Source organism: Piscinibacter sp. HJYY11, assembly GCF_016735515.1.
GTDB lineage: Bacteria > Pseudomonadota > Gammaproteobacteria > Burkholderiales > Burkholderiaceae_C > Rhizobacter.
Window position 1 is genome coordinate 2,552,121 of the sequence record NZ_JAERQZ010000001.1, and the last position, 12,151, is coordinate 2,564,271.

At 66.8% G+C, this 12,151-nt stretch carries 9 protein-coding genes; 6 read left to right on the forward strand and 3 right to left on the reverse strand.

The window, feature by feature from the left end:
* Positions 1–647: 647 nt before the first annotated feature.
* The 4 genes from dksA (at position 648) to hslU (ending at position 4,783) form a co-directional block, all read left to right on the forward strand.
* Positions 648–1,145 (forward strand): RNA polymerase-binding protein DksA, encoded by a 498-nt coding sequence (dksA, locus tag JI745_RS26900; RefSeq protein WP_404932810.1) that lies wholly within the window; start codon positions 648–650, stop codon positions 1,143–1,145.
* A 26-nt stretch (positions 1,146–1,171) separates the two neighbouring features.
* Entirely contained in the window at positions 1,172–2,851 is a 1,680-nt protein-coding gene (locus JI745_RS11740) for a hypothetical protein (protein ID WP_201806405.1), read from the forward strand.
* A 64-nt stretch (positions 2,852–2,915) separates the two neighbouring features.
* Positions 2,916–3,452: an ATP-dependent protease subunit HslV gene (gene hslV, locus JI745_RS11745; protein WP_201806407.1), complete on the forward strand. Its 537-nt coding sequence runs from the start codon at positions 2,916–2,918 to the stop codon at positions 3,450–3,452.
* Positions 3,449–4,783 (forward strand): ATP-dependent protease ATPase subunit HslU, encoded by a 1,335-nt coding sequence (hslU, locus tag JI745_RS11750; protein WP_201806408.1) that lies wholly within the window; start codon positions 3,449–3,451, stop codon positions 4,781–4,783. The genes hslV and hslU overlap by 4 nt, the downstream gene beginning before the upstream one ends.
* Positions 4,784–4,802: 19 nt before the next feature.
* On the opposite strand, the gene JI745_RS11755 is transcribed toward hslU, so the two are convergent.
* The 3 genes from JI745_RS11755 to JI745_RS11765 form a co-directional block, all read right to left on the reverse strand.
* Positions 4,803–6,044 carry an ABC transporter substrate-binding protein gene (locus JI745_RS11755; protein WP_404932848.1) on the reverse strand — a complete coding sequence of 414 codons (1,242 nt, stop codon included), beginning with the start codon at positions 6,042–6,044 and terminating at the stop codon, positions 4,803–4,805.
* Positions 6,045–6,288: 244 nt separating this feature from the next.
* The gene (locus JI745_RS11760) at positions 6,289–7,056 is read right to left on the reverse strand and encodes a type III pantothenate kinase (protein ID WP_201806409.1); all 768 of its coding nucleotides are present in this window, start codon (positions 7,054–7,056) and stop codon (positions 6,289–6,291) included.
* Positions 7,056–7,769 (reverse strand): hypothetical protein, encoded by a 714-nt coding sequence (locus tag JI745_RS11765; RefSeq protein WP_201806410.1) that lies wholly within the window; start codon positions 7,767–7,769, stop codon positions 7,056–7,058. The genes JI745_RS11760 and JI745_RS11765 overlap by 1 nt, the downstream gene beginning before the upstream one ends.
* Before the next feature lie 183 nt (positions 7,770–7,952).
* On the opposite strand from JI745_RS11765, the gene JI745_RS11770 reads away from it, so the two are divergent.
* Positions 7,953–8,789 (forward strand): PPK2 family polyphosphate kinase, encoded by an 837-nt coding sequence (locus tag JI745_RS11770; RefSeq protein ID WP_310738591.1) that lies wholly within the window; start codon positions 7,953–7,955, stop codon positions 8,787–8,789.
* A 41-nt stretch (positions 8,790–8,830) separates the two neighbouring features.
* Entirely contained in the window at positions 8,831–12,124 is a 3,294-nt protein-coding gene (icmF, locus tag JI745_RS11775) for a fused isobutyryl-CoA mutase/GTPase IcmF (RefSeq protein WP_201806420.1), read from the forward strand.
* Positions 12,125–12,151: the final 27 nt, after the last annotated feature.

Below are 12,151 nucleotides of genomic sequence, written 5' to 3' on the forward strand. Positions count from 1 at the left end.
ATGCGGTTTTCCCGGCAAACAACGTGGCTACAATCCGCGGCGCCCAAAACGGGGCTGCGGGCTGACCCAGGGCCCTGCAGAGCGGGTATAACCGCCGTTGCGAGGAGACTTCAGTGACCAAGACCCCGGTGAAGCGTCCCACTCCCACCAAGCCAGCGGCCAAGAAGCCAGCGCCGGCCGCCAAGAAGCCGGCCTCGAAGACCGCGGCGTCAGCGAGCAAGACCTCCGCCAAGCCGGCCGCCAGCACCAAGACCAAGGTCGCCGCCAAAGCTCCCGCCAAGACTCTCAAACCCGCCACCAAGACCCCCCCTCCGAAGCCTGCTGCCAAGTCTGTCGCCAAACCTGTCGTGAAACCCGCCGCAAAACCTGCGGCGGCGCCCGCGGCAAAACCAGCCCCCGCCAAGACCGCGCCCGCCAAGCCAGTGGCCAAGGCCGTGCCAGCAGCACCGGAACCCGTCAAAACAGTCACCGTGACCAAAGCCGCCGTACCCGCTCCTCCCGCCGAACCGCCCAAGCCTGCCAAGACGCCGCAACCCAAGATGTCGGCTGCCGCGCGCGCCTCTGCCGCGGCCTCCACTCCGGCCCCGGTGCCGCCTGCGACGTCTCGCTTCGCAGACCGGTTCGCGCCGCCGCGCCCCCCGGCCCGCATGGTCGACCCCATCCTGGCCGATGCGGTCAAGGCGCCGCAAAAGTCCGACCCGAAGCTGGCCAACGCCTGGAAGTCCAAGTCGGGCCGCGAGCTGACCGAGGCCGAGGTGCTGGCCATGCCCGACTCGGAATACATGAACGACAAGCAGCTGGAGTTCTTCCGCGTGAAGCTGCAGACGCTCAAGGACGACCTGCTCAGCAATGCCGGTGAAACCACCGAGCACCTGCGCGAAGACACCACGATCGTGCCCGACCCCGCCGATCGCGCCACCATCGAGGAAGAGCACGCCCTCGAGCTGCGTACACGAGACCGTGAGCGCAAGCTCCTGAAGAAGATTTCACAGTCGCTCGCGCGCATCGACGCCGGCGACTACGGCTTCTGCGACGAAACCGGCGAACCGATCGGCCTGGGTCGCCTGATCGCCCGACCGACCGCTACACTGTCCCTCGAAGCCCAGCAGCGGCGCGAGCTGAAACAGAAGATGTTCGGCGACTGAGGTCGCCGAGCGACAGCCCCTTCCTCATGGCGGATTCGAAAGACAGCAACAGCTTCTTCCGTAAGGTGGTCAAGTTCGTGGCCAACCCGGCCACCGACTGGGCACAACTCGGCACGCCTGCCGAAGACGCCCGCGAAAGCGAATACGCCAAGTCCGAGCTGAAGGCGATGATCGAGCGCAAGCGGCGCAATGACTTCGTCCGCAAGCGCGAGTTCGACATGCTGCGCAAGGTGCGCCGCGAAGGCCTGACCGGCGAGCAGCTCGCCGCCCTCGGCGGCTCGTCGCGCCTCGACGATTCCGAAGCTCGCATGCAGGAATCGGGCGCCAAGCAGGACAGCGGCGTCAAGGCCAAGATCGACGAGATCGAGCAGCAGATGGTGGGCGATGGCCTCGCCTCGCCCTCGCCTCGCCGCACGCCCCAGTTCTACGAAGCACCCACCCAGCCGGCCGCGATGGGCTATGCCCGCACGCAGCCCGATGCAGGCACAACACCGCCCGCTCCCGAGCCACGGCCCGCCCCGGCTCGCACGGCCGTTGCGCCGGCTGCAGCTGCGCCCGTTCAGCCGGCAATGGCGCCCCTCGACCTCGACGCCGGCACCGGCAGCCAGTTCGCCGAGTTGAGCGAAGTCGCCCACGACCCCGAGCTCGACGAAGCCGTCATCGCCTTCGCCAACGCCGACTTCGAGCTGTGCGAACAATCGCTCGCCGGCCTCACCGGCCAGGGCGGCCCGCGCGCCCAGCACGCCGAGACCTGGCTGGCGCTGTTCGACCTCTACCGCGCGATCGGCCAGCAGCACAAGTTCGAAAGCCTCGCGATCGACTATGCCCAGGCCTTCGGCTGGTCGGCCCCGCAATGGTTCTCGATGCCCAAGATGGTGGCCGAGGCCGCAAGCGAGGAGCGCCAGCCCCGCACCCGCGTCGACGGCCAGGTCGGCTGGGTCTGTCCGGCATCGCTCGACGCCGAAGCCGTGGCCAAGCTGCGTTCGCAGACGCTGCAGATGCCGCTGCCCTGGGTGTTCGACTGGAGCGGCCTGAAGAGCATCGACGTCGAAGGCGCCGCGCGCCTGTCCGAACTCTTCCGCACCTGGATGCCGCAGACGCTCGACATGCGCTGGCTGAGCGGCGAGCGCCTGCTCGACGTCATCCAGGACGCCGCGCCGACCGGCGTGCGCGATGCCGACCCCGTCTACTGGCAACTGCGCCTGGATGTGCTGCGCATCGCCAACCGCGCGGACCAGTTCGACGAGGCCGCCATCGACTACTGCGTGACCTACGAGGTGTCGCCCCCGTCGTGGGAGCCCGTGACCTGCCAGGCCCGCATCAGCGGCGCGACGGTGAGCACGCAATCGCCGCCGATGTCGGTGGTGAGCGACGTGTCGACCACCTTCCAGGAGTCGCAGATCATCGACGAGCCCGGCGTCGTCGAAGTGGCCCGCGTGGAGCTGTCGGGCCAGCTGGTGGGCGACATCAGCGCCACCCTCACCAAGATGAACAACGAGCTCGGCACCGCCAGCATCGTCACGGTCTCGTGCGCCAAGCTGATCCGCGTCGACTTCATCGCCGCCGGCGACCTGCTCAATTGGGTGCTGGCACGCCGCAGCGAGAACCGCACGGTGCAATTCACCGACTCGCATCGCCTGGTTGCGCTCTTCTTCGGTGCGATGGGCATCAACGAGCATGCGAAGGTGAAAGTCCGCGTCGTCTGATCGCGCGACTTTTTCTGCGACGCTCGGCTTGAACCCTCGGGCAACGCCCGAATCTGACCCCCTCATGGACCAATATCACGGCACGACCATCCTGAGCGTGCGCCGCGGCAATGTCGTGGCCCTTGGCGGCGACGGCCAGGTGACTCTGGGCAACGTGGTCGTCAAATCGACCGCCCGCAAGGTGCGCAAGCTCTACCGCGACCAGGTGCTCGCCGGCTTTGCCGGCGCGACCGCCGACGCCTTCACCCTCTTCGAACGCTTCGAGGCCAAGCTCGAGAAGCACCAGGGCCACCTGGTGCGCGCTGCCATCGAGCTGACCAAGGACTGGCGCACCGATCGGGTGCTGCGCCGCCTGGAAGCGATGTTGGCCGTGGCCGACAAGGACGCCTCGCTCATCATCACCGGCAACGGCGATGTGCTGGAGCCCGAGAAAGGCATCGTCGCCATCGGCTCGGGCGGCTCGTACGCGCAGGCCTCGGCGATCGCCCTGCTGCAGCACACCGAGATGGCGCCCAAGGACATCGTCAAGCGCTCGCTCGAGATCGCGGGCGACCTTTGCATCTACACCAACCAGAACCACATCATCGAGACGCTGGAATGAGCTTCAACATGACCCCGCAAGAGATCGTGTCGGAGCTCGACCGCCACATCGTCGGCCAGGCCGCCGCCAAGCGCTCGGTGGCCATCGCGCTGCGCAACCGCTGGCGCCGCCAGCAGGTCGATGAAGCGCTGCGTGGCGAGATCACCCCGAAGAACATCCTGATGATCGGACCGACAGGCGTTGGCAAGACCGAGATCGCGCGCCGCCTGGCCAAGCTCGCCGATGCACCCTTCATCAAGGTCGAGGCGACCAAGTTCACCGAGGTGGGCTACGTCGGCAAGGACGTCGACACCATCATCCGCGACCTCGCCGAGATGGCCGTCAAGCAGGAGCGCGAGCACGCCATGCGGCGCCAGCGCGCCCGCGCCGAAGACGCCGCCGAAGACCGGGTGCTCGACGTGCTGGTGCCGCCACCGCGAAGCGATTTCGGTCTGTCGCCCTCGCAGCCCACCGACAACACCGCCCGCCAGGTCATGCGCAAACGCCTGCGCGAAGGGTCGCTCGACGACAAGGAAATCGAGATCGAGGTCGCCGACCCCAAGCCCATGCTCGAGATCATGGGCCCGCCCGGCATGGACGAGATGGCCGAGCAGCTCAAGGGCATGTTCGCCAACCTCGGTGCCACGAAGAAGAAGCAGCGCAAGGTGAAGATCGCCGAGGCGCTGAAGCTGCTCACCGAAGAAGAAGCCGCCAAGCTCGTCAACGAGGACGAGATCAAGACCCGCGCCATCGCCAACACCGAGCAGAACGGCATCGTCTTCCTCGACGAGATCGACAAGGTCGCCTCGCGCCAGGAAACGAGCGGCGCCGACGTGTCGCGCCAGGGCGTGCAACGCGACCTGCTGCCGCTGGTCGAAGGCACCACCGTCAACACCAAGTACGGCATGGTGAAGACCGACCACATCCTCTTCATCGCCTCGGGTGCCTTCCACCTCAGCAAGCCGAGCGACCTGATCCCCGAGCTGCAAGGCCGCTTCCCGATTCGCGTGGAGCTGGGCTCGCTGAGCGTCGACGACTTCGAGGCCATCCTCACGCAGACGCATGCGAGCCTGGTGAAGCAGTACCAGGCGCTGCTGGCCACCGAAGGGGTGACGCTGGAGCTCAAGCCCGACGGCATCCGCCGGCTCGCGCAGATCGCCTATGACGTGAACGAGCGCACTGAGAACATCGGCGCCCGCCGCCTGTCGACGGTGATGGAGCGGCTGCTCGACGAGGTGAGCTTCGATGCACCGAAGCTCTCGGGCCAGACGGTGTCGCTCGGCGCCACCGAAGTCGACGCCAAGCTCGGCGACCTCTCGAAGAACGAAGACCTGTCGCGCTACATCCTCTGAGCCGCTGAGCTCGCCGAATTCACGGCTTGGGCCTTGCCGCGGCGACGAAGCGGTCCATGGCCTGGGCGCTGGTGATGCGCTCGTCGTTCCAGAACGCGGCGACCGTCTCCTTGAACGCGTCCTCCACGGCGGCCGGCTGCGCCATCTTGTGCGCGATCGACGGCACCAGCGTGTTGATCATGGCGGTGGCGGTGAAGTAGGCGCCTGACTCCTGTCCGCAGAGGTCGAAGCGCCCCATGTTCACACCGGCGGCGACCGGGATCGAGCCCTTGTTGAGGTTGAAGATCTCCTGGAAGGCGGGGCTCATGATCGAGGTCACCAAGGCACGCTGTGCCGTGCGCGCCGCCGCGCTCTGCAGCTGGAACATCGCAAAGCTGTCGATGTTGAAGATGTAGGAGCGCTCGGTGCCGGGCGCCGAGACACAGAGGAAATCCTTGTTCGGGACCTTGCCCGCCGCGAGGAACTCGCCCTTGGCCCAGTCGCCCATGAACTGCATGGCCGCCTCGCCGCGAATCACCATGGCGGTGGCCTGGTTCCAGTCTCGCCGCGGCGCGGCCTTGTCGGTGTAGGCCTTGATGCGACGAAAGGTCGTCAGCACGCTCTCCATGGTCCCGCTCTTCAACGCCGCAGGGTCGAGCTTGACGAAGGCCTTGCGGTAGAAATCAGCCCCGCCCACCCCCAGCGCCACCGTCTCGAAGGTGGTGAACTCCTGCCACGGCTGGCCGCCGTGGGCCACCGGCACGATGCCCGCGCGCTGCAGTTTCTCGGCCAAGGCGAAGAATTCATCCCAGCTCTGCGGTGCGCGGGTGCCGACCTTGCGCAAGGCATCGCGGTTGATCCAGAGCCAGTTCACGCGATGCACATTGACCGGCACCGCCACATAGTGGCCGTTGTATTTCATCGCCTCGGCGACGACCTTGGGCAGTTGAGCGTCCCAGCGCTGCTCGGTGGCCACGTCGTCCAGGTTGGCCAGGACGCCCATGCGCCCCCACTCCTGGATGGCCGGGCCCTTGAGTTGCGCGGCGGTCGGCGGGTTGCCGCCGGTGACACGGGAGCGCAGCACCGTCATCGCGGCATCGCCGCCCCCGCCTTGCACGGCCAGGTCGCGCCATGCGTGGCCCTGGGTGGCCAACGCGCGCTTCAGCTCGTCGACGGACTTGGCCTCGCCGCCGGAGGTCCACCAGTGCAGCACCTCCACTTCGCCGGCCGGTGCGGCGGCGGCGGCCACACCGAGCAGCACCGCCATGGCGGCACGGGACATCATTCGGATCGAGCGGTTCACGGGCGCCTCCTGGCGCCGCGCGCCAACATTTCAAAACATTTCTGAATTCTTTATGAATGATGAACGCACGTCATGAGGATCGCCACGTCCCGGGTTTCCATGGTGTTACGTTACAGGTGCCCAGACGCTTCGCGGCATTTGGCACGCAAACGACATCAAGCGCGCGGATCGTCTCCCGACGCCGCAGTGGCAGGAACGCGAAGTTTCTTCCGGGGGGCCGCGCTCAGAGCGCGAGGCGGTGCGACTGCAGCGCCAGCAGCCCGTCGAACACCAGCCGCTCCACGACCTCGAACTTGAGGTCGGTCACCGGTGACAACTTGGGCGACGCACCGCCCGACATCAGGAGCACCGGCTCCTGCCCGGTCTTCGCGCGCAGCTTGCGGTACATGCGCTCGACCGCGCCGGCCATGGCATTGACGCCGCCACTCATCAGCGCATCGCTGGTGTTGGTGGGGAAGTCCACCACTTCGCCGGTCGGCACCCGCAGGCCGGCGGTGCCCATTTCCAGCGCGTTCTGCATCACACCGAAGCCGGGCAGGATCAGGCCGCCGAGGAACTGGCCGGTCTCGTCGACCGCATCGACCGTGACGGCGGTGCCGACCATCACCACCAGCACCGGACGTGGCGCGCCGCGCGAGCACACGTGGTGCCACGCGCCGATCATCGCAACCCAGCGATCGGGGCCCAGGCGGGCGGGATGTTCATAGCCGTTGGTGATGCCGGCCGCGTGGTTGGACGACACCACCCAGCGCGGGTCGATGTCCCAGATCTCGAGCTGCTCCTCGACACGGCGGCGGATGCTCTCGCCGGCCACCACGCAGCCCAGCATGCTGGTGGGCGCCGGAAGCTTCTTCCAGTCGTGCTCAGCGAGGTGGTCGATCGTCTCGAGGAAGACCGCGCCATGCGCCATCAGGGCGGCACCCGGCTGCGGCGAGGCGTACAAGGCCCATTTGAGGCGGGTGTTGCCGACGTCGAGGGCGAGAAAGGTCATCAGGAAGACGGGATGGACAGGGGCGGTTGGGTGGCCAGCAGTTCGCGCACGCGGGCCATGGTCTGAGACGCCCACAAGCCCTTGAACGGCTTGAAGATGCGGCCCTCGACCTCTTCGAGCAAGGCCTCCAGATCTTCGCGCGTGCGGGCACGCCGCAAGCGGAGCATGGTCAATGAGCCGGCCACCGGGGCCTCGGCCTTCACCGCGCGCAGCAGGATGTCGCGCGCTTCTTCCAGCGCCTCGTCTTGCACGCCCGACTCGCGCTCGGCCTCGACCGCGTCCATCGCTGCACCCGACACACCCGACAGTTCCTGGAGCGAGGAGTCGAGGCGCGATTCCGGCTGCAGGCTGGCCGCGGCGGGCAGGAAGCTGCTGATCACCGAGTCGGCCACGGCCACCGCGTCCGACTCCTGCGCGTGGCGCGCCTGCACCCGCGCGGGCTCCGGCACGTCCACCTCGACGTCGACCGCGTCCAGCGGCATCGGCGCCGAATCGAGCGGCGCCGGGCGCGAGATCATGCCGAGGTCGACCAGCTCGTCGTAGCAGGTGTCGGGCGAACCTGCCGCCACCGCGAGCTGCCGTACCTCATCTTCGGCACGGCGCCCATCGACCAGCAGCAGCACGGTGCGGTGGCGCTGGCTCAGCTTGCGTTGGCGGCTTTGCAGCTCCTGCACCGCTTCAGAGGTTTTGACGGGAACGAACGGCGTGGACACGGGCAACACTCCTCTCACTGCTTTTCTCTCTGGGCACCCTCCAGCGCCCTCTGTGGCCGGGATTTTGCCGCCAAACCCATCTTTCGAGGCAGCCAGAAACCCCGCTTGACCGCCCCACGGACGGGGGTGCAGCGCCCGGGAGCGATACACTGCCAATTGACGTATACGTCAATTGGAGGCGACGTGCCCGGACCTACCCCGACCCTCAAGCCCTACCAGCACGCGAAGGCAGGCGACAAACCCGTCCGTTTCGATCTGGCCAAGGTTTCGCCGCAAGCCAAGCCTTACTCCAGCGGCGACAAAGCGGCCGACAAGGCGGCCGTCGAAGCGCTCGCCCAGGAGCTCGACGAGCTGCAGAACCTCTTCTATGCCGACCGCCGCTTCAAGCTGCTGGTGGTGTTGCAAGGCACCGACACCAGCGGGAAAGACGGCACGCTGCGCGGCGTCTTCGGTCAGATGAGCGCTCTCGGCGTGCACACCGTCGCCTGGAAGGCGCCGACCGAAGCCGAACGTGCGCGCGACTACCTCTGGCGCATCCACCAGCACGTGCCGGCCGCGGGCGAGGTGACCGTCTTCAACCGCAGCCACTACGAAGACGTGCTCGTGCCCGCCGTCAACAAATGGATCACGCCGGCGCAGGTGAAGCAGCGCTACGCCCACATCAACGACTTCGAGCGCATGCTCACCGAGACCGGCACGGTGGTCGTGAAGTTCATGCTGCACATCTCCAAGGAAGAGCAGCGCAAGCGCCTGCAGGAACGCATCGACGACCCGACCAAGCGCTGGAAGTTTTCCGCCGGCGACCTCGAGGTGCGCAAGCAGTGGAAGCAGTACCAGCAGGCCTATGCCGACGCGATCTCCGCCACCGGCACGCATTGGGCGCCGTGGCACGTCGTGCCGGCCGATTCGAAGACGCACCGCAACCTGATGATCGCGACCGTGATGAAGCAGGTGTTCCAGTCGCTGAAGCTGCGCTACCCGCCCGGCGACCCAGCGCTCAAGAACCTCAAAGTGGTCTGAGTCCAACGCATAACGACAGAACCACGACAGGAGACAAGAACATGACCGACCTTTCCGCCGAGCTCAAGGCGCTCGCGAACTACCGCCCGACGAACAAGGTGCGCTTCGTCACTGCGGCCAGCCTCTTCGACGGGCACGACGCCGCGATCAACATCATGCGGCGCATCCTGCAGAGCATGGGTGCGGAGGTGATCCACCTCGGGCACAACCGCTCGGTCGACGAAGTGGTGACGGCCGCCCTGCAGGAAGATGTGCAGGGCATTGCGATCAGTTCCTACCAGGGCGGCCACGTGGAGTACTTCAAGTACATGGTCGACCTGCTGCGCGAGCGAGGTGGCGCGCACATCCAGGTGTTCGGCGGCGGTGGCGGCGTGATCGTGCCGAGCGAGATCGCCGAGCTCCAAGGCTATGGCGTGGCGCGCATCTACAGCCCGGAAGACGGGCAGCGCATGGGGCTGCAGGGCATGATCGGCGAGATGGTGATGCGCTGCGACCATGAGCTGTCGTCGCATGCACCGACGTCGCTCGGTGCCATTCAAGGCCATGGCGAAGCGAACTGGCGCGCCCTCGCGCAGCTCATCACGGCGCTGGAAAACGGCGCGGCCGATGCATCGCTGAAGGCCGCCTTGCACGAGGCCGCGAAAACGACGCGCATCCCGGTGCTCGGCATCACCGGCACCGGTGGTGCGGGCAAGTCGAGCTTGACCGACGAGCTGATCCGCCGGCTGCGGCTCGACCAGGGCGATGCGCTGCGTGTCGCGCTGATCTCGATCGACCCGTCACGCCGCAAGAGCGGCGGCGCGCTGCTCGGTGACCGCATCCGCATGAATGCCATCAGCCCCTGGCAACAGGGTGCACGCGTCTTCATGCGCTCGCTCGCCACCCGCGACTTCGGCAGCGAGATCAGCCAGGCCCTGCCCGACGTGCTGGCCACCTGCAAGGTGGCCGGCTTCGACCTCGTGATCGTCGAGACCTCCGGCATCGGCCAGGGCGATGCGGCCATCGTGCCACTGGTCGACGTGCCGATGTACGTGATGACACCCGAGTTCGGCGCTGCGAGCCAGCTGGAGAAGATCGACATGCTCGACTTCGCCGAGTTCGTGGCCATCAACAAGTTCGACCGCAAGGGCGCGGCCGATGCGCTGCGCGATGTCGCGAAGCAGGTCCTGCGCAATCGCGAAGCGTTCGGCAAGAGCCCGGACGAGATGCCGGTGTTCGGCACGATGGCGAGCCGCTTCAACGACGACGGCGTGACGGCGCTTTACCAGGCGCTGCTGCCGCGCCTCACCGAACTGGGTTTGAAGACAGGCGAGCGCAGGCTGCCCACGGTGAGCACCCGCCACAGCACGCACCAGGTGCCGATCGTGCCCGGCGCGCGGGTGCGCTACCTCGCCGAGATCAGCGACTCGGTGCGCCACTACAAGGCGCAGGCCGTCCAGCAATCGCGCCTCGCACGCGAGATCCAGCAGCTGCGCGAGTCCGGCCGCATGCTGACCGAGGACAACCCCGACAAGACCAACGCCGTCAACGCGGTGCGCACGCTGGCCGATCAGCGCGAGGCCCGCCTCGACCCGCACGCGAAGAAGCTACTGGCCCAATGGCCGGCACTGCAGCAGGCCTACGCCGGCGACGAGTACGTGGTGAAGATCCGCGACAAGGAGATCCGCACCGCGCTCACCACCACCACGCTCAGCGGCACCAAGGTGCGCAAGGTGGTGCTGCCGAAGTACGAGGACCACGGCGAAGCGCTCAAGTGGCTGCTGCTCGACAACGTACCGGGCAGCTTCCCCTACACCGCCGGCACCTTCGCCTTCAAGCGTGAGAACGAAGACCCGACGCGCATGTTCGCCGGCGAAGGCGATGCCTTCCGCACCAACCGGCGTTTCAAGCTGCTCTCCGAAGGCATGCCGGCCAAACGCCTGTCGACCGCCTTCGACAGCGTCACGCTCTACGGCCACGACCCGGCGCTCCGCCCCGACATCTACGGCAAGGTCGGCAACTCCGGCGTGAGCATCGCGACGCTCGACGACATGAAGGTGCTCTACAGCGGCTTCGACCTGTGCAGCCCGAGCACGAGCGTCTCGATGACGATCAACGGCCCGGCGCCGACCATCCTCGCGATGTTCATGAACACGGCGATCGACCAGCAACTCGACAAGTTCAAGGCTGACAACGGCCGTGATCCGAGCGACGACGAAGCCCAGAAGATCGTCGCCTGGGTGAAGCAGAACGTGCGCGGCACCGTGCAGGCCGACATCCTCAAGGAAGACCAGGGCCAGAACACCTGCATCTTCTCGACCGAGTTCAGCCTCAAGGTGATGGGCGACGTGGCCGAGTATTTCGTGCACCACGGCGTGCGCAACTTCTACTCGGTGAGCATCAGCGGCTATCACATTGCCGAAGCGGGCGCGAACCCGATCTCGCAGCTCGCGTTCACGCTGAGCAACGGCTTCACCTTCGTCGAGGCCTACCTCGCGCGCGGCATGCACATCGACGACTTCGCGCCGAACCTCAGCTTCTTCTTCAGCAACGGCATGGATCCCGAGTACACCGTGCTCGGCCGCGTGGCGCGCCGCATCTGGGCGGTGGCGATGCGCGACAAGTACGGCGCCAACGAGCGCAGCCAGAAGCTCAAGTACCACGTGCAGACCAGCGGGCGCTCGCTGCACGCGCAGGAGATCCAGTTCAACGACATTCGCACCACGCTGCAGGCGCTGATCGCGATCTACGACAACTGCAACTCGCTGCACACCAATGCCTTCGACGAGGCCATTACCACGCCCACTGAGGACAGCGTGCGCCGCGCGATGGCCATCCAGCTCATCATCAACCGCGAGTGGGGCCTGGCGAAGAACGAGAACCCCAACCAAGGCGCCTTCGTGATCGAGGAGCTGACCGACCTCGTCGAAGAGGCGGTGCTGAAGGAATTCGAGCGCATCGCCGAGCGCGGCGGCGTGCTGGGGGCGATGGAGACCGGCTACCAGCGCGGCCAGATCCAGGAAGAGAGCATGCGCTACGAGATGCTCAAGCACACCGGCGAGTACCCCATCATCGGCGTCAACACCTTCCGCAACCCGCATGGCGACCCGGTGCCGCAGCACATTCAGCTGGCGCGCTCGACCGACGACGAGAAGCAGTCGCAGCTCAAGCGCCTGGCCGATTTCCATGCGCAACATGCGAGCGAGGCGCCCGCCATGCTCAAGCGCCTGCAGCAGGCCGTGATCGACAACCGCAACGTCTTCGAGGTGCTGATGGACGCGGTGCGTGTGTGTTCGCTCGGCCAGATCACGGGCGCGCTCTTCGAAGTCGGCGGCCAGTACCGGCGAAGCATGTGAGCTGCGTCAAACCGCACACCCGCGCGC

Excerpts from the sequence above, each read along its gene's own strand:
- JI745_RS11760 (WP_201806409.1), bottom strand. The coding sequence starts at position 7,056 with ATGACCTTTCTCGCCCTCGACGTCGGCAACACCCGCCTCAAATGGGCC.
- dksA (WP_404932810.1), top strand. The coding sequence starts at position 648 with ATGGTCGACCCCATCCTGGCCGATGCGGTCAAGGCGCCGCAAAAGTCC.
- JI745_RS11755 (WP_404932848.1), bottom strand. The coding sequence starts at position 6,044 with ATGTCCCGTGCCGCCATGGCGGTGCTGCTCGGTGTGGCCGCCGCCGCC.
- hslU (WP_201806408.1), top strand. The coding sequence starts at position 3,449 with ATGAGCTTCAACATGACCCCGCAAGAGATCGTGTCGGAGCTCGACCGC.
- icmF (WP_201806420.1), top strand. The coding sequence starts at position 8,831 with ATGACCGACCTTTCCGCCGAGCTCAAGGCGCTCGCGAACTACCGCCCG.
- hslV (WP_201806407.1), top strand. The coding sequence starts at position 2,916 with ATGGACCAATATCACGGCACGACCATCCTGAGCGTGCGCCGCGGCAAT.
- JI745_RS11740 (WP_201806405.1), top strand. The coding sequence starts at position 1,172 with ATGGCGGATTCGAAAGACAGCAACAGCTTCTTCCGTAAGGTGGTCAAG.